This window comes from Shewanella sediminis HAW-EB3 (assembly GCF_000018025.1).
GTDB classification, from domain to species: Bacteria; Pseudomonadota; Gammaproteobacteria; order Enterobacterales; family Shewanellaceae; genus Shewanella; species Shewanella sediminis.
On sequence record NC_009831.1, the window covers coordinates 3,109,176 to 3,125,346 of the forward strand.

Genomic DNA, 16,171 nt, shown 5'->3' on the forward strand with positions numbered 1-16,171 from the left:
TAGCTGGTCTCCCGTTGCAAGATGATTTGAAGAACTTTATTCAAGGAGAAACGCAAATGATGACTTCAATCGAAGTTAGTGCACCTCCTGACAGCGCTCAATGGCAATCCATTAACTGGAAAGCGGTTAAGCAACACGTATTAAAGCTTCAAATGCGCATTGCAAAAGCAACCCGAGAAGGTAAACACGGCAAGGCGAAAGCATTGCAGTGGATATTAACTCACTCTAAATCAGCTAAATTGCTTGCTGTTAAAAGAGTTTCTCAAAACAAAGGCAGCAAAACACCTGGAATCGACGGGATCATTTGGAACAGTGATGCTCGTTGTATAGGTGCGGTCAATCAACTGAGTAGAAAGGGCTATCATGCCAAACCGCTCAGGCGTATCTACATCCCCAAGAAAAACGGCAAACTCAGACCTTTAGGCATTCCCTGCATGATAGATAGAGCGCAGCAAGCGCTTCATCTTCTCGCCTTGGAGCCTATTTCGGAAACGGTGGCCGACCTCAATAGCTATGGCTTTCGACCTAACCGAAGCGCAGCAGATGCAATTGCACAGTGCTTCAAATGTTTATGCATGAAGTGCTCTAGCCAATGGGTTCTTGAGGGTGACATCAAAGCTTGTTTCGATAAGATAGGTCATCAATGGCTCATCGACAACATTCAATTAGATAAGCGAATGCTGAAACAATGGCTTGGATGTGGTTATGTTGATAAAGGATTGTTCTACAAAACAGCAGAAGGAACACCGCAAGGTGGGATAATCTCCCCAACGCTGATGTTGCTGACGCTGGCTGGGTTAGAGCAGTTGGTTAAGTCTATTGCTTGTAAAACAGGGAATAGAGTCAACTTTATCGGATATGCAGACGATTTTGTTATCACAGGTTCTTCGAAGGAAGTGCTCGTTAATGAAATCAAGCCGCAGCTAATTGGTTTTCTACAGGAAAGAGGCTTAACACTCTCTGATGAGAAAACGCACATAACTCATATCGATGATGGTTTTGACTTTCTGGGATTCAATCTTAGAAAGTACAAAGGCAAACTGCTCATTAAACCGAGCAAGAACAACGTTCTATCATTTTTGAGTAATCTACGTGAATTCATCAGAAAACATCCAACAATCCCCGTTAACGATTTAATCAAAATATTGAATCCGAAACTGAGAGGATGGGCGAACTATTATCGCCACAGTGTTGCTAAGCAAGTTTTCGGTTATGTAGGCCATCAACTTTTCTGGTTGTTATGGCGTTGGGCAGTTAGGCGTCATCCAACTAAAAGTAAAGACTGGGTGAGGCGTAAATATTATTTGGACGGTAAGGGACAATGGCAATTTCATGGTTGGCATAAAATAGCGAACATGGATTGTCGATTTAACCTTGTCCAAATAGCTCAAACGCTCATAAAAAGACATGTAAAAATCAGAAGCGCAGCCATACCTTACGACCCAGAATACGAAGCTTACTTAAGTAAGCGGAAATGGGCTAAGCAAGGCAGAAACTCTTGGTTCGAACCTGTTTTAGCTGCGATGTAGGGTGCTGGGTAACAGAACACGCCTTAGTGGAGGCTTGAGCCGTATGCAGTGAAAGTTGCACGTCCGGTTCTTAGGAGGGCGGCACTTGGTAACAGGTGCCGCCTATCCGACACAAACGCCTTAGAACACATAAAAAAGCCGCACCCCCTGAAGGGAATTGCGACTTTGTTTACTTTGTTTACTTTGCTTAATTGGGAGTTGAGTTGGCTTGATTCGAGCTTCAACTGACCAGTCTCAGCACTCTCAACTTCATTCTCAACTCCTTTGAATGCCTATTAACGGATCAGCAGTAGCGGAACCGCACTTTTAACCAGCACTTCGGTCGTATTGCTGCCGACAAAGAACTGTCTCAGTTTTGAGTGGCCGAAAGCCCCCATCACAATCATGTCCAGTTGCTGCTCTTGCTGGTAATTAAGCAGCGCCTCATCGACGCGCCCGGACAGAATATTCTCATTCACGCTAAGCCCGGCTTCTCGAAGTCGCATAGCCGCCTGATCGAAAGCCGTGCTCTTATTGCCCGCTTCATCCACCATAACCAAATGACACTCAAGCCCGGCAAGTAAAGGCGTATTCATTGCCTTTTCAATCAGCTTCTCACTGGTTGCACTGCCATCAAAGGCAATCATGTAGGAGCTAGGCGTCACAAACGTTTCGCTGACCACTAAGGTATGCGCTTTAATGGAGCGAATAACACTTTCGAGCTGTGAGCCTATGTTTTTACTGGTGCTATGGTCTTCACCCGACTTACCAATCACTAATACCCTTAACTCACTTTCTAAATCGATTAGACTCTCTTGCAGGCTGCCATGACGTTGCAATTTGCTGATCTCTTCGACACCTTTGGCGCGAGCCCACTTCCTAGCGTCTTCAAGCAATTGCTTACCATGCTTAAGGGCGACTCGGCTTCGGGTTTCATCGAGTTCCACCAGCTCATTGAGGAGTTCCTCTTGAGTCCCCAAACCTATCTGCCCTGACAATTCACTCACCACAGGTCTCGTGGTTTTATCGAGTACATGCAGTAAGATAAGGGGGGCGTTAACCTTCTGTGCAACCCAAGCACTGGCTTCGCAGGTTGCCAGAGTCAATTTTGAGCCATCTATACAAGCGACGATATTCTTCATTTGTCTCATCCTATTAGTGTCCAGCCAGTAATTTTTCAACTTCTTCAGGTTTATCGTGCACTCCGAATTTGTCGACGATAGTGCTCGTAGCTTGATTCATACCGATGAGGTTAACTTGCGTCCCCTCTCGGCGGAATTTAATCACCACTTTATCCAATGCAGACACCGCACTCACATCCCAAAAGTGGGCTGCCGACAGATCAATCGTTACCGTCTCTAACACCTCTTTGAAATCGAATGACTCGATAAATTTATCTGATGATGCGAAAAATACTTGCCCGACAACTCGATATTCACGGCTATCACTATTTGCAATATCATCTCTGACCACCATCATACGACTAATCTTATTAGCAAAGAATAGTGAGGCAAGCAGCACACCAATAAACACACCAATGGCTAAATTATGCGTCACGACCACTATGACTACCGTGGCTAGCATAACAATGTTGGTCGACAGTGGATGTTTTTTCAGATCGGTAATTGAACGCCATGAGAAGGTACCGATTGCCACCATAATCATGACCGCCACTAATGCTGCCATTGGGATCTGTTTTAACCAAGGCCCAAGAAATACCACCATAATTAACAGATATATACCCGCCGCTAAAGTGGATAAGCGTCCACGTCCACCGGACTTGATATTGATCATCGATTGACCAATCATGGCACAACCCGCCATACCACCAAGAAAGCCAGTGAACATGTTGGCAATACCTTGACCCTTACACTCGCGATTTTTATCACTCTTGGTATCGGTCAGGTCATCGACAATCGTCGCCGTCATCATTGACTCTAATAAGCCCACCACAGCAAGACCCATGGAATAAGGCAATACAATCAATAAGGTTTCCAGATTTAACGGCACATCGGGCCATAAGAAAATCGGCAAGGTATCAGGTAAATTACCCATATCGCCGACAGTACGCACGTCAATATTAAACAACATGGTAATAGCGGTTAACGCAATAATACAGATCAACGGAGAGGGAATTAATTTGCCGATAATCGGCAGGTATGGAAAGAGATAAATAATACCAAGACCAGCCACTGTCATGGCATACACATGCCAGGTCACATTGGTGAGTTCCGGTAGCTGGGCCATAAAAATCAATATTGCCAGCGCATTAACAAACCCGGTTACCACAGAGCGCGACACAAAACGCATCAAGCTACCCAGTTTTAAGTAACCCGCTAAAATCTGTAGCAGCCCCGTTAACACGGTTGCAGCCAGCAAGTATTCTAAACCATGCTCTTTAACCAATGTGATCATCAGCAGCGCCATCGCACCGGTTGCCGCAGAGATCATTCCGCTGCGGCCACCAGTAAAGGCGATCACTACCGAGATACTAAATGAGGCATATAACCCCACTTTCGGGTCAACACCCGCAATAATAGAAAATGCGATAGCCTCGGGAATTAACGCTAACGCGACAACGATACCCGCGAGCAAGTCGCCACGGATATTGGACATCCAATCAGTTTTAAAGTTTTTTAACATTGAACTCTCAGTTTTTGCACGGCGCAAGGCACCAGAAGTTAGATCTGGAGTGTGGTTCGTGCTTCTTTGATAAAATTTTGGCGCGGAAAATAGTCGTAAAAAGACGACAAAGAATTAACAAGCGCAAAGAATAAGCATGGTGCTTAGGTAGCAATGAAAGCTATAGGGAGGGCGGAACGTTAGGGCGGCGTAATTAACACAGTGATCAATATCCTCTGAATGAAACGAAACTGCATTCTACGCCCAATATTTTGTAGATTGAATACCTGCGATCACTTTTTTTCACTATTTCGTATTTACGCTTTTTTATTCAGACGATTTAGTACTCAAGCGGTATGTACAGAAATAGGTAACCACTGGGCTATGTGTCATATAGCCCGTAGCCTGGCGACATAAGCATAACGGGTATGTTTGACTATCACATTAAAATCAACTTTAAAATCCGCAGGTTACGGCAAGTTAAATATTAATGCCGTCGCTTGACTGTCAGATGCGTTCACAAAGGTAATGGCTTGCATTTCGGTTATTTTAGCCCCATCACCTGCCGTTAACAGGTTATCTTCAATAGACAGTTGACCCGCAACATGGTGGACATAAATATTACGTCCGGCTTCAATTTGATAAACCTGTTCAGATTTAGGCGCCAGAATTAATTGCGACAGTGTCGCATCTTGCTTCAGTTCGAAGCCCCCCCGCTCACCTCTCTTTTCACCACCCTTCTCCCCCCTGTTTTCACTACCCTTCTCTCTATAAGGCGATGCAATTGTGGTTAGCCCTTCGGCCTGTCCAAAGTTTTTTTGTTGGTATCCGGGTGTACCACCTAAGGTATTAGGTTGGATCCAAATTTGTAAGAACTTCAGTGGCTCCGTCTGTGAAGCATTGTACTCGCTGTGGGTGATGCCGCTTCCGGCAGACATCAGCTGAAATTCACCCGCAGACAATACCTTAATGTTCCCTTCACTGTCTTTATGGGCTATCGACCCCGATTGCACATAGCTGATGATCTCCATATCACGATGACCGTGAGTAGAAAATCCCGCTCCCGGAGTGACCAAATCATCATTAATCACCCTCAGTGCTGAAAACCCCATATGCTGCGGATCGTAATAATCACCGAATGAAAATGTATGTTGGCTGTTTAACCAACCGAAATTGGCTTTGCCTCGTTGCTGTGCAGGACGTAATGAAATCATGATGTTGCTCCTATTAGCGCAATATATACCTTGCCGAGGTTAAAACAACTCGTAAAAACGGCTAGTAAAAACAGCTCGTAAAAAAAACGATTAAGACAATTTGGTCATTAGCGCGTTATCTAAAGCGACTTTACCTGAGCCAGAGAATGCTAACGACACGCTGGAAGCCAGCAGTGCTAAACCAAACTCATAACCATTGTTCGCCATAAATAAGCCGTTAGACAGATGCACACTGACAATGGCAACAATCATAGTAAAGGCTAAGATAACTGCCGAGGGGCGAGTCAATAAGCCCAGTAAAATGAACAGGCCACCGAAAAACTCTGCACCGCCCGCAAGAAAGGCCATTAATATGCCTGGTTCAATGCCGATTGAAACCATCCACTGCCCGGTGCCTTCGAGTCCATATCCTCCAAACCAACCAAAAAGCTTCTGAGCGCCGTGGGCCATAAAGATGATCCCGACAGGCACACGAAGTGCGAGTGAACTAAAACCTGCTGTCGAATGTGTTAACTGCTTAAGTAGTGCTTTCATGTTTGTATCCTCAATAAATTTGCATCTTGTCTGTTTCAGGTCTGTATCTGTTAGTGAGCTTCCTCACCGGTTGATAAACAGTATATTGGGGCTTGACCGGATAAAAAATCGGAATAAACTGATATGTAACTTCAAAATATTTGAACAAAGGAGTTAAGGTGCATAATGCCATTACAATCGATGCACTGCGGGCGCTGGATGCCATAGTTCGCAAAGGCAGTTTTGCAGCGGCAGCATCTTCGTTATACAAGGTGCCCTCGGCACTGACCTATACGATAAAAAAACTTGAAGAAGATATCGGGACAGCGCTGTTTGATAGAAGCAAACAGCGGGCACATTTAACCCCTGCGGGTAAGTTAGTGCTGGAACAGGGGCGAGAAATTCTACTGGCCACCAACCGATTAGTGGATTCGGTACAGCAACTGGAATCTGGATGGGAGGCTGAAATTCGCCTCTCCAGAGATACCGTTATTTCACCAATGCCGCTGTTTAACTTGGTTAACCAGTTCAATCAACTTGAACATAGTGTCAATATCAGCTTAGACGTTGAAGCAGTAGGCGGCGGATGGGATGCACTACACAGCCGCCGGGCCGACATTGTTATCGGCGCTTCGGGTGAACTGCCAAGGGGATTGTTTCAAACCCATAAGATTGGCGAAGTAGCTTTTGTGTTTGCCGTTGCCCCGCATCATCCTTTGGCCTTTGTCGATGGTGTGCTCGACGCCGATCTGTTAACCCATTATCCCGCCGTCGTGGTGGCCGACACCTCACAGATATTACCCATTCGCGATAGTGGTGTGTTTAAGAGTAAACAGATGATCCGCGTCAATACCATGGAGGCTAAGCTCGCGGCTCAACTCCAAGGTTTGGGGATCGGCTTCCTGCCCCTGCATATGGCCAAACCCTACATTGATCGGGGTGAGTTAATTCAAAAGCCCTGCTCTATCCCCAGACAAAACCAAAGTTTGTATATCGCCTGGCATAAAGATCAGCAAGGCCGGGCGTTTGAATGGTTTATCGAACATCTGCCCAAAATGGATTGGGGGTTGTGAAACTGTTCGACGTCCCCTTCTGTTGTTCAATAATAAATGGGGTCGGGTTAAATTAAATTTTAGCCTTTCCCTGACCCCTTTATTAACTTATCAACCTATTATTATCTTAATGGTATCGTTAACCTACCCTTTCCAGCCCCTTAAAATTTAATATCCAAACCAAAGCTGAAGATAGTTTCTTCATCATTAATCGACCCGTTTGCTGCAAACTCACCAAACACTTCGGTTCGTGTGTATTGCCCCTTAAAATATACCGTAGCAGGGGAATTTAATATCGTACTGTTCATGCCCTGAGTCCAGCAAAGATCATACATCTCCATTTCCACGCCATCGAAAGAACGACCACCGAATATTTCGATAAATGTAAAGTGAGTTTCGTTCCATGGATGTAAGATATACAAATTTAAACTGGAAAGATGGCTGTTATTTCCACCACCAAACTCCTTGGGGACATCGGTGCGCAGCGAATTTTTTTCATCCAGGGCCAGATAACTGTAATTAATACTCGGAAAGAACAATGTGTTACCATTGTCAGCGGTAATCGGTAGCATATATCCTACAGTATTCAGTACAGATTCATTCTTGGTGGAAATAATATCGGCATAGATCCCCCCAAAACGGTCATCAAAATTTACAAATCTAAATCGACCGTCATTCGATGACGTCTCGAACTCTAACAAAAAAATCACTTCGTTTTCATTTTCCCCATACCAGTTTTTGGCACCGTTACCAAAGGCCAGTTTCAGCTCACCATGGTGGTCTACTTCGACACCGACTTTTCCTGAAGCATTTCTCGGGTCTTTTGTGTGGCGTTCCTGTGCTACAGCGCCACCGGAAATAAATATTGTTCCAATCAAAGTAACCAATAAAGCATTCTTCATTTTATTTTCCAATTCATTATCATTATAAGGAAATATCAATAACCAAACCAAACGGCTTGTATTTATATATTCGATGAATTCATGGTTCAGTTCTGACAAATGAGTGATGCATTTTTGAATTAGCCGCCAGTACGGAGAGATACGCCAATATCTACATCAAAACTATTGATATAAGAATCACGCGTAATATTTATTATCAAACTGGTAGCCGTCACTTATGACATTTAACATGATGTTTAAATGTATTCTGAATACTTTAAATCCGTTAGGAGGTGCCGTGTGAGGTTATTTTTACTACACGAATGACTTCAGGGTTTAGCTTATGACTTTAATTGAAAAATTATCTTTTGATATTAGCCGGTGTGGCCAAATTTAAATTTAGCCACACCAGAAGCATACCTTAATTATATTAATTTTTGATTTTCAGGATGCAAGACGGAATAAGCCTCCCGTAATCTCGCTTCCACTACTGGAATCGTCAACTTGCATTTATCGATGAAACAAACATCGCGGGTTTCAATGTCTGCGATTTGTTGTGCCAAAAAATGGTCCCCGATAGTCTCGCGAAGCCATTGTTCAAGCAGTGAAAAGTTTACCGATGGCAATGATTGGCGATTACCCTGAATGAAATAATGAAATTCCGCCAAGCTATAGATATCGCACGAAAAGATACCACGTGGTTTGCGCAAAATTGCCGCCGTCAACTCTTCGTCCGGCGTCAGCTTACGAGTAATTTTCCTGGCAAATTCTGTAGTCATAGTCATTACATTACGTCTCACTGCCAAGTTTACCCACTTGCTCCAATCGGTCGGCAACATCTTTCATGCCCATGCCCTCAAGCAGTGAGCGAGTTGGCCAGCCTGTAGCAATATCCCAGCCTTCGGCACGGTAATAGTGGCTCTTCCACTCCTCCACGCCCTCGCGGCTATGTTGACGCCCCAGCATCTCACGGTAATCCCACTCTCCGGCTTCGTTTGTGGCGGGCCACAGGTAGGTGGGTAGCTTGTTGTGGGTCATCTTTTGGTCATAGATATAATCGGCAAACTTGGCATCATCACGGTGGCGCCCCTGCAGCACCCAAATTGCATTATCTAAGTTAAAGATCCGGCGACCACGCTCGATACCGTCAACATAGCTGATACCTTCACCGGTTACCGCGTTCCACCAGACTTGCTCACCCACCTCATCATTGCCGGTTGCACCGCGGAGATCCTCACGATGTGTATTCACACAGTCCGGCCAGCGGAAGTCACACATCAGGGCAGAATTTTTCCAGAAGCGGCCATAGTGATTTATCCACTGAACCTGGCGAGCTAACACCTCTGAGTACATGTTATGGCTGGCGTAATCCATGGCACTGACTTCATTTGGTTGTACATACGGCGCCATTTTTTCAACAAACCGCGTTACCAATGTCTCAGCAGGGATCGGGAAATTAATACCTTCCAGTTTGGCAAGATTAACGGTCCAATAGATCCAATTTAAGCCGTGATCGTTCATGTCCCGATCGGTCATTAACGTAGCATAGCCCCACTCCAGTTCTGCGCGAGGATCATAACCGTGTTCCGGCATGCCATAGTAAGGGTAGTGAAGTGTGCCATTATCAACATCTGCGCCATGCCCTAACGATTCAATACCAGGCACTATACCATCAATAAAATGAGCGCCAATATCGGTCCCCGTCGCAATGGCTTGACAGAACTGCTCGGCAAATTCTCTGGTCCCCAAGAGCTCATAGGGTAGTTCGCTATGGATCTCTTTGCCTGAACCTAACTCCCCTTTGGCATGCATTTTTTGCAGCCATGGTATGAGCCCCATAATTGGATAAGTGTTGATCCCCAGTTTGTTGGCCAAATCCCCGGCATAAAGGCTATCTTCGGTTAATTCTAACCCCCTGTTGGACAGACTAAGCTTGGCATCCCCGCCAAATTTATAGGAACGTACCGCCCCAAGGTACCAAAGAGAGGTTTGACAGGTGACTTCATTGCCATAGCCGATGGCGTTACGTTGTTTACAGCCATTAACGCATCCATGGCATGAAGACACCCGGTGCCCTGTTGGCATGGTAGAAAAAGTGACGGCTTCGGGTTTCCCTCCCAAACTGGGGTAGGCAAATGCTGCTGATTTGTCAACATCCGCAGCGTAAAAGTCACGGGTTATAAAACGAGCTTTTATCAAGGCTTCAGGATCGGCAATTTCTACAGCCCCCGTGCCGATGAAGCTGATTGCCTTCAGGTTTTTTGAGCCAAATACCGCACCGCTTCCGCCCTGACCTGCCGCATTACCCGCGCCATGGATCAGGCAGCCTAGTGCCGATTGATTTTCACCAGCCTGGCCTACAGTTAACACCGAGGCCTTTTGAGTAGTACGGCCAAAGCTGTTGCCGTCTAATTGGCCACTCCAGCCGGAGGTCACCTCGACACTGGCAACATCCTCCTGAATAATTTGCTGGGTTTCATGGGTATCTTTACCCCATAAATGGCTGGCTTCCCGGATCATCACATGGTCATTGCGCACATCAATATAGACGGGATAGGGTGCTTTACCAGTGACGGTTACCGCATCCCAGCCTGCATGCTTCATCATAGAGGAAAAATGACCGCCAAAGTTGGAACGGGTGAACCGGTTACGGGGGATCAAACCCACCGACATGTTCGTCACTTCACAACGGCCACCGGCAGAGGGAACATTCGTCCCTGAAAAGGGTGAACCCGCGATAGTGATGACGTTACGCGGGTCGCGACCATCGGTCACGGCTTCGATATCTTCACACAGATCCCAAAACAATTTAGCGCCAAATCCGTGGCCACCGCCCCATTCATAATAATCCTCCGTCGGCAAAATATGATGTGTCAGATTATTTAAATCAATGTGCAGGATTTTGCCTGCAAAACCTTTTAATTTTTTCATGGAATTTCTCAGTCTTCGATGGTCTTACCGGTCTTGGCCCAGTTCTCATTTCGCAGATTGACTACGTAACTCTGGGGCAGGTTTTGTTCTGGTAGCTCGGTAATAAAACCGATAGCGCCAACAGGACATACTTTTTTACACGCCTGGACACCTCCGATACCGCCTTGCTCTTCCATATATGGGGTATTGAGGCATAAATCGCATTTCTGTGCGCTGCGGGTAATCGGGTTCCACTGCACCCGCTTCGGGGTTTGGGGGCAGGCTTCGATGCACTGCATACAGCCAATACACTTAGCCGGGTCAATATCGCGAACAAAGCCAAAGTCTTCACTCGCCTTATTCGCATTCACCGGACAAGCCGCAACGCAGGGCGCATCTTCACATTGGAGACAGGTACTCATCTCTATATCTTGTGGAAACGACTTGAACACGTCTTGAGTAATCTGAATGCGTGATAAGGACACAGAGGCTTTGCCATGATGAGCTAATGAACAAGTTGTCATACAGGTGCCACAACCCATGCATTTTTTTAGATCGACCACCAGCGCTCCACCAGAGGTTTTTATATAGATTTTTTCGTCGCGCAAGGCATAGGCTGTACCGCTTAAGCCAATCAACATTCCCGCACCACCTATCGCGGCCAGGAAATGACGCCGGCCGGTATCCATTTCGGAGCTGTTCTTGTTCGTGGTCATTGTTGCGACTCCTGATGACGCTGCTTTTCTTCTAATTCCCGGAACCAAATTGCATGCTCTTTTTGGGCATAATCACGACTTACATAGCCGGTAAACATGGCTGTTAATGTATTCCAGGCCCAGGGGGCTATTCCGCCCAGAAACGCATGCACGGGGATCAGCAGCAAGAGTGCCAATGCTGCCCAGCCGTGGCTCAGGTTGATCAGCTCCGCAATGCCTGGATTGAGGTCCGCACTGCGGGCCAGTAACTTCCCGAAACCGGATAGGATAACCACAGATGACGAGGCAATAATCACTAACCCGGCGAGGCGTCCTGAATGGTGATATTTCGGGGCTTCTACATGAATTTTGGTCATACCCAGCATATGGGTGTAATGCAGCACAGACTTCTTCAACTCCACCCAAACCGATTCGTCCGGTAGGTGTGTGCCAAGGCGCCGGGGCTCAACCAATTGATTGGTGGCCCACAGGCCGCAACCAAAGACGAAAAACAAAACCCCGACAAAATGCAGGTTAAACATGATCGCCGTAGCAGTTGCATCGACCACAAAACGTGGAATAAACAGGAAGCCCAGAGCAATCCCCGTAGCCAGCAACAACAGGCAACCAAAGGCGGTAGTCCAATGGGTTAATCGAGCGATACCATCATGACGCAGGACCCGGTCACCTTCGATGCGATCGCCCGGGCGCCGCAACTTTGATGCGGTCAACAGGGTAACGGCAAAAACAAATATGGGCAGATACGGTAAGCTATCAAAGAGCAACACGGTTTCCCGGCCCTGCTCGCCATGATAGGACGATACTGCGACACTGATGACACAAAGCAAAAGGGCCACCCCCGTGCCGAGTAACCACCCCAACAGATTGTTCGGTTGTTTTCTCATAAAGACTCCAATATTGGCTAGTTAGGAATATCGGCTCATCGGCGGTCAAACCCTGCCGAATGGACTGATATATAAAGTATTCCTGAAATAACTAATCAAATTTGGAATATCCTAAGTGCAAAATTGACTCAGGCACGACAGCCTTTAACTTAGTTGTTGCACTTTCCTCGCCTTTAATTTACTTTCAGCTAACGTTTGTTTCCATGGTTTGACGAGTTGCGAAGCAACGACAGAAAGCGTAAAGCTCTTTGCTTTGAATAAACGCATAGATATAACGCTCACGGCCTTGCTATCGTCAGATGCAGGTAATCATCGCGCGGAAACTAACAACTTATTTAACAATGACTTACACCCAAGATACTGGCTGTACACCAGCTAACGGAAAACCAACCGGAAAACTCAAAATCGAATCTGAATATAATAATAAAGCACTATGCCAAAGGTGAACTTACCAAGGGTGAGTTGTAGTAATCAAAAAGGACATTATGCAATGAAAGACACGAGCCGCGCCGACCATACAATGTTAGCCAGAGCGCAACATTGTGGAACCCCAACCTCACAATATTATCGGCAATTCACCGATGACAGTGGTACCTAAGCAACGGGGCGAAAGAAAATGACTCAACCTTTAGATCTGAATCTTCTCCGGTATTTACTCATTATTGACAAGTATAAAACAGCAAGCACTATCATCAATCATTTGGGAATTAGCCGCTCAACACTGAACCGGGGACTGGCACAGCTGCGCAGTCACTTCGATAATGAACTGTTTATTCTAAGCAATGGCCAGTATCACTCGACTGCATTAGCGAAAGACTTAATGAGTAGAGTTTTTCCTTTATTGTCCGGCATTGAGGATTGTCTTTGTAAAACCAGTGACAGTCCCTTGGGAAAATTGAAAGGTACCCTGAGCATCTTTGCCCCCACTTATTTAAGTGAGCCCGTGACAGTTGGACTTATGGCTGGATTACAAGAGCAGGACTGTCAACTGGAGTTGAAGAGTCATGTATGGCCTATTGATAATATGCCAAACCTGGACTCAGGCGACTTTGCAATAGGTATTAATAGCTTTCCCTTTGACTGCTCGGGTAACATCATTCAGCGCCGCTTAGGCTCGGTAACTATTGGGGTGTACCTGCGCCCAGACAACCCTCTGGCCAAATTTGACAGCATAGATATCGGCCAACTGGAGAAGGTTCAGGTAGCCCTGCTCGATCCCGGGGCGAACGTTCAAAACCAAGAAAATACTGTGATTGAACGGCATGGAGTAACACTGAAATCCGCCATTACCGTTCCCTCAATGCATGCAGCCCTGAGCTGTGCCGAACGGTTCAATTATCTGGTATTTGCTTCTAATGCTTATCCCGAATATCGACGTCGAGGATTAACCTGGCGGCCAGTCACTAACGATGGTCATCCGATAGAATACGAATATGGCTTTATATATCACCGCACCTGGTATCAGCACCCGGCCATGAATTCGCTGGAAAAGATTCTTCGTTCCAGCTTCCAGCAAGTAATTTCACTCAATGAAAGCTCAACAACTGGGTCAAAGGGGTCGGAGCTAATTAAGTTTGATTGAACACTTCAAGATGCTTTTTCTTATTCTCGATAATCTTCTTAGGTTTCTGTCCTAAGTAGGTTTTATCCATGAGCGTGTTACGGATCTCATGTAACACGTTCACGCCTCCTTTCGTGTTACCACTCTTGTATATTCCTGAAGCACTGTTATGGATTTGTCATACCATAACTAATGAGTAAAGTTCTGTAGAACCGCTGACGATGAAACAGACAGATATCCCCCTCTGTTGTTCAACATGCTTTTGAATGTGCATCGGTAAACCTTATCTATTTGAAATTTTATAGCGTCACATTTTTAAGCTTATTTTTAAGAAATAACTCCCTAAACTATGCGCTTTTTTCACTTGTGACCTAATATAATATTGTGTATTTCAGAGAGTTATAGCTGAGCTGGTTTATATAATAGGTTTGGAAAACGTGCATGCGCATTTACACCGAAGGAATGTTCAGGCTGATATCGGTTTTCGCTTCTAATACAACAGACTACCAATGCGCATTTTTATCGGCCTAACGAGCACTGTGAGCGTGCGCACGATACTAAGACGTTAGGCCTACCGTAAACTCAAATTACAAGAGAACATTGTCATGCAAATCCAGGTCAATACAGATAAGAACATCTCCGGACGAGAAGCACTTGCTCAAAGTGTCGAAGATGTTTTGAGATCCGATCTAAGCAGTTTCAGTGATCATATTACGCGCATTGAAGTACATTTAAGTGACGAGGACAGCTCGGCCAAGTCCGGAATGACGGACAAGCGCTGTTTGCTGGAGGTTAGGCTTGCCGGGGAACACCCAATAGCAATCAGCGAACAGGCGGAAACGATTGAGGAAGCGGTTGCAGACGCGTCCCAACAAATGGTTAATATGCTAGAGACTGAGTTGGTTAAGCATGGCAAGTGGTAACAGCGAGCCCTTTGATGACCCATGCTTAGGCCTAACAAGCAAAGGCGCAAAGAGCGTTATCCCCTCTCTCATACTTTTTCTATCAGAAAGCTGAGTTTACTGATAAAGAATAATTCAGACAGTATGCCTCTGGCGAGCTGACTGATATTGCCTACAATATAAGTGACTCGAATTGTATAGGTGACTCGAATTATCTAATTTTAAATTAAGATAGGTTATTAATTATGAACTTACAGGGAGAGATATAATGAGCAGTTGGATTTTGGTAGCCGATAGCGCGCGTGCACGTCTATTTAACGCAGAAACAACAGAATCTGCATTAAGCGAGATTGAGAGCATGATCCATCCCGAGGCACAGCAGCACGAACAGAAGCTAACCTCCGATCTGCCTGGAAGTCAGGCAGGTGGTGCAACGGGTAGCCACCACTCTGTTGGTGGTAAAACCGCCCCCAAAAAGTATGAGGCAGTCAAATTTGCCAGAGAGCTCTGTAAATACCTTGAGGCGGCACATAATGCGCAGAAATTCAGTCAACTGATTGTTGTTGCCGCACCTACGTTCCTTGGGAGCTTGCGCAAGGAGATGAGCAGTAACGTCGCTAAGGTTATTACGTTGGAGATCGACAAAGATATCGTTGAGCAGGACGTTAACTCGATTAGAGGACACCTGCCCACTATTCTGCCCCACCTGGCCAGCTAGGTCGGCTAACCCATATTTTATCACTGCATATCTCGTTATGTTCGAAAGACATATTTATGTGAGACAGGCCAATTTAGTGGCCTGTCTTATGAGCATAGGCAAGATTGGATTAAATAAACATGGGTGGCCGGGGGGAACCGAAGGTGTTCTATCTGTTTGCAGCGGAAGCTATGCTCTTTACTCATGTTCTTTTTGTTGGATTCGTTATATTCGGTCTGTTTCTGATCTTAGCCGGTAAGCTATTTTCGTGGTCTTGGGTTCGAAATCCATGGTTTCGTTTGGCCCACATCACTGGTCTTGCGGTTGTCGTGCTCCAGTCATGGTTTGGCGTAATTTGCCCGCTCACAAGTTGGGAAATGGCGCTCCGTTCTAAGGCTGGCGATGCTGTGTATGCGGGTTCATTTGTATCTCATTGGCTAACAGAAGTTTTATATTATCAGGCTCCTGAGTGGGTGTTTATAGTTTGCTACACCACATTTGGATTGCTTGTTTTGGCTTGTTGGTTTTGGGTGCGTCCGCGTTCGTTTACTACGCGCGGAAATCATATACCACCTAACTAGGCTTTATTCAGAGTTGAACAAGCCCAAGCCACATATTTATAGTAAATTGCATGTTCGATTTCATTGTAGGAACGGCCTTGACCCTGTTTTCAAGGCAAGCGTTGCTATGATGTGGTTAAGAGTACAATCT

General features: G+C 45.7%; 15 protein-coding genes. 6 read left to right on the top strand and 9 right to left on the bottom strand.

Going from position 1 to position 16,171, the window contains the following annotated elements:
- Positions 1 to 56 precede the first annotated feature (56 nt).
- Complete coding sequence (gene ltrA / locus SSED_RS13455) at positions 57 to 1,529, top strand: group II intron reverse transcriptase/maturase (RefSeq protein ID WP_012141785.1); 1,473 nt, start codon at positions 57 to 59, stop codon at positions 1,527 to 1,529.
- A gap of 275 nt (positions 1,530 to 1,804) precedes the next feature.
- On the opposite strand, the gene SSED_RS13460 is transcribed toward ltrA, so the two are convergent.
- The 4 genes from SSED_RS13460 to SSED_RS13475 form a co-directional block, all read right to left on the bottom strand.
- Positions 1,805 to 2,650: a universal stress protein gene (locus SSED_RS13460; protein ID WP_012142901.1), complete on the bottom strand. Its 846-nt coding sequence runs from the start codon at positions 2,648 to 2,650 to the stop codon at positions 1,805 to 1,807.
- A 13-nt stretch (positions 2,651 to 2,663) separates the two neighbouring features.
- Positions 2,664 to 4,151 carry a SulP family inorganic anion transporter gene (locus tag SSED_RS13465; protein ID WP_012142902.1) on the bottom strand — a complete coding sequence of 496 codons (1,488 nt, stop codon included), beginning with the start codon at positions 4,149 to 4,151 and terminating at the stop codon, positions 2,664 to 2,666.
- Between the two features lie 449 nt (positions 4,152 to 4,600).
- Positions 4,601 to 5,344: a pirin family protein gene (locus SSED_RS13470; protein WP_012142903.1), complete on the bottom strand. Its 744-nt coding sequence runs from the start codon at positions 5,342 to 5,344 to the stop codon at positions 4,601 to 4,603.
- 90 nt (positions 5,345 to 5,434) lie between these two features.
- Positions 5,435 to 5,878: a DoxX family protein gene (locus SSED_RS13475; protein ID WP_012142904.1), complete on the bottom strand. Its 444-nt coding sequence runs from the start codon at positions 5,876 to 5,878 to the stop codon at positions 5,435 to 5,437.
- A 158-nt stretch (positions 5,879 to 6,036) separates the two neighbouring features.
- Between SSED_RS13475 and SSED_RS13480 the strand changes: the two genes are divergently transcribed.
- Positions 6,037 to 6,930, top strand: coding sequence for a LysR family transcriptional regulator (locus tag SSED_RS13480; protein WP_012142905.1), 894 nt, complete (start codon positions 6,037 to 6,039; stop codon positions 6,928 to 6,930).
- Positions 6,931 to 7,070: 140 nt separating this feature from the next.
- Here SSED_RS13480 and SSED_RS13485 read toward each other — a convergent pair whose 3' ends face one another.
- The 5 genes from SSED_RS13485 to SSED_RS13505 form a co-directional block, all read right to left on the bottom strand.
- Positions 7,071 to 7,811, bottom strand: a complete 741-nt coding sequence (locus tag SSED_RS13485) for a hypothetical protein (RefSeq protein WP_012142906.1) — start codon at positions 7,809 to 7,811, stop codon at positions 7,071 to 7,073.
- Between the two features lie 404 nt (positions 7,812 to 8,215).
- Positions 8,216 to 8,569 (bottom strand): hypothetical protein, encoded by a 354-nt coding sequence (locus tag SSED_RS13490; RefSeq protein WP_150104340.1) that lies wholly within the window; start codon positions 8,567 to 8,569, stop codon positions 8,216 to 8,218.
- Positions 8,570 to 8,579: 10 nt separating this feature from the next.
- Entirely contained in the window at positions 8,580 to 10,721 is a 2,142-nt protein-coding gene (locus SSED_RS13495; protein WP_012142907.1) for an aldehyde ferredoxin oxidoreductase N-terminal domain-containing protein, read from the bottom strand.
- A gap of 8 nt (positions 10,722 to 10,729) precedes the next feature.
- Positions 10,730 to 11,416: a 4Fe-4S dicluster domain-containing protein gene (locus tag SSED_RS13500; RefSeq protein ID WP_012142908.1), complete on the bottom strand. Its 687-nt coding sequence runs from the start codon at positions 11,414 to 11,416 to the stop codon at positions 10,730 to 10,732.
- Positions 11,413 to 12,300 (bottom strand): cytochrome b/b6 domain-containing protein, encoded by an 888-nt coding sequence (locus tag SSED_RS13505; RefSeq protein WP_012142909.1) that lies wholly within the window; start codon positions 12,298 to 12,300, stop codon positions 11,413 to 11,415. The genes SSED_RS13500 and SSED_RS13505 overlap by 4 nt, the downstream gene beginning before the upstream one ends.
- A 616-nt stretch (positions 12,301 to 12,916) precedes the next feature.
- Here SSED_RS13505 and SSED_RS13510 point away from each other — a divergent pair.
- From SSED_RS13510 to SSED_RS13525, 4 genes are all read left to right on the top strand, one after another.
- A complete protein-coding gene (locus SSED_RS13510; RefSeq protein ID WP_012142910.1) occupies positions 12,917 to 13,882 on the top strand; it encodes a substrate-binding domain-containing protein in 966 nt (321 codons plus the stop codon).
- Between the two features lie 584 nt (positions 13,883 to 14,466).
- Positions 14,467 to 14,784 carry an HPF/RaiA family ribosome-associated protein gene (locus SSED_RS13515; protein ID WP_012142911.1) on the top strand — a complete coding sequence of 106 codons (318 nt, stop codon included), beginning with the start codon at positions 14,467 to 14,469 and terminating at the stop codon, positions 14,782 to 14,784.
- Positions 14,785 to 15,031: 247 nt separating this feature from the next.
- Positions 15,032 to 15,481 (top strand): host attachment protein, encoded by a 450-nt coding sequence (locus SSED_RS13520; RefSeq protein WP_012142912.1) that lies wholly within the window; start codon positions 15,032 to 15,034, stop codon positions 15,479 to 15,481.
- A 119-nt stretch (positions 15,482 to 15,600) separates the two neighbouring features.
- Complete coding sequence (locus SSED_RS13525; RefSeq protein WP_041421695.1) at positions 15,601 to 16,041, top strand: DUF2784 domain-containing protein; 441 nt, start codon at positions 15,601 to 15,603, stop codon at positions 16,039 to 16,041.
- The last annotated feature ends 130 nt before the right edge of the window (positions 16,042 to 16,171 follow it).

What these genes read in the sequence shown, in the direction of transcription:
- SSED_RS13465 (WP_012142902.1), bottom strand. Translation starts at nt 4,151, where the DNA reads ATGTTAAAAAACTTTAAAACTGATTGGATGTCCAATATCCGTGGCGAC.
- SSED_RS13515 (WP_012142911.1), top strand. Translation starts at nt 14,467, where the DNA reads ATGCAAATCCAGGTCAATACAGATAAGAACATCTCCGGACGAGAAGCA.
- SSED_RS13505 (WP_012142909.1), bottom strand. Translation starts at nt 12,300, where the DNA reads ATGAGAAAACAACCGAACAATCTGTTGGGGTGGTTACTCGGCACGGGG.
- SSED_RS13485 (WP_012142906.1), bottom strand. Translation starts at nt 7,811, where the DNA reads ATGAAGAATGCTTTATTGGTTACTTTGATTGGAACAATATTTATTTCC.
- SSED_RS13520 (WP_012142912.1), top strand. Translation starts at nt 15,032, where the DNA reads ATGAGCAGTTGGATTTTGGTAGCCGATAGCGCGCGTGCACGTCTATTT.
- SSED_RS13500 (WP_012142908.1), bottom strand. Translation starts at nt 11,416, where the DNA reads ATGACCACGAACAAGAACAGCTCCGAAATGGATACCGGCCGGCGTCAT.
- SSED_RS13470 (WP_012142903.1), bottom strand. Translation starts at nt 5,344, where the DNA reads ATGATTTCATTACGTCCTGCACAGCAACGAGGCAAAGCCAATTTCGGT.
- SSED_RS13490 (WP_150104340.1), bottom strand. Translation starts at nt 8,569, where the DNA reads ATGACTACAGAATTTGCCAGGAAAATTACTCGTAAGCTGACGCCGGAC.
- SSED_RS13460 (WP_012142901.1), bottom strand. Translation starts at nt 2,650, where the DNA reads ATGAAGAATATCGTCGCTTGTATAGATGGCTCAAAATTGACTCTGGCA.
- SSED_RS13475 (WP_012142904.1), bottom strand. Translation starts at nt 5,878, where the DNA reads ATGAAAGCACTACTTAAGCAGTTAACACATTCGACAGCAGGTTTTAGT.
- SSED_RS13510 (WP_012142910.1), top strand. Translation starts at nt 12,917, where the DNA reads ATGACTCAACCTTTAGATCTGAATCTTCTCCGGTATTTACTCATTATT.
- SSED_RS13525 (WP_041421695.1), top strand. Translation starts at nt 15,601, where the DNA reads ATGGGTGGCCGGGGGGAACCGAAGGTGTTCTATCTGTTTGCAGCGGAA.
- ltrA (WP_012141785.1), top strand. Translation starts at nt 57, where the DNA reads ATGATGACTTCAATCGAAGTTAGTGCACCTCCTGACAGCGCTCAATGG.
- SSED_RS13495 (WP_012142907.1), bottom strand. Translation starts at nt 10,721, where the DNA reads ATGAAAAAATTAAAAGGTTTTGCAGGCAAAATCCTGCACATTGATTTA.